Genomic DNA, 957 nt, shown 5'->3' with positions numbered 1-957 from the left:
TCGCCGTTGTGGTCCGTTGTCGCTGCGATGCTGCCCAGGTGGTCCTTGTGCCAGTACTCCAGCTTCACCGCGCTCAGGCTCGACTGSACGGGCGGTGCGGTCTGSGTSGCGCCGAGTGMYGGCAGCGCTCCRGTGGTGACCAGCACRCCGAGRCTCTGGCCGCCGGCGCTCAGGTAGTGGCGGTTGYTKGTSACKGCWGGGTTCGCTGCGCTYGGRSTCGTCGGYGMGTTGACCTCGCTCTCGAAGGCCAAGCCACCGGTGTTGTCAGGGTGCAGGTACCACGTCGTTCGGGTGCCGGCGTTGGTGCCACTCGGGATCGTCCGCACTTCGCGGATGCGTGCGTGGTCTTCGTCATAGCTCCACACGTAGCTCGGGCCGCCTGCTGGCCCTTGCACACCGGCTTGACTGTCCGGCAGGTTGAAGCCGGTGTAGGTGGTCCCGCGGTACTTTCCCGCCGTCGCGCTCGCGATATTCCCGTTCGCATCGAAGCCGTAGGTGTTGGCGGCTGCGCCTTCGATGCTCTGCACCGCATGCGGCCGCACTGCGTTCGCACCTTGGGCACCGTAGCTGTACACCCCAACATCGCTCTTGTAGAGGATGCTGCCCAGCGCGTTGTATTGCAGGCTCACCGTGCGCACCAAGCCGCTGATCGCAGGAGCAGCCACCGTGTAGCGCTGCAGCCGCCCGAGCGCGTCGTGCTCGAAGTTCTCGGTCACCGCGCCGGTTGCGCCATCCCCGTTCGCATCGTTGCGATTCGTCAACCGGCCCAGGCTGTCCCACACGTAGCCGTGGTTCAGCACATCGGTGGCGCTGGCCTTGCCCGTCGTCAAGCTGCTGACGCGGCCCGTCGATGCTTCGTAGCCGGACCTGCTCACCACCGCGTTGCTGTACTTCTGTTGCTCCAGGCCGTCCCACGCGTTGTAAGCCAGCCCCTGCCACAGCACCGTGCCGGCCGGC

General features: G+C 66.7%; 1 pseudogene. It reads right to left on the bottom strand.

Annotated elements, in window-relative coordinates:
• Nucleotides 1-957 (bottom strand): annotated as a pseudogene (locus tag AC1D01_RS36520) (hypothetical protein); the annotation flags it as partial.

This window comes from Rhizobacter sp. P3_B12 (genome assembly GCF_056402895.1).
This window is presented reverse-complemented; position numbering and strand designations above follow the sequence as displayed.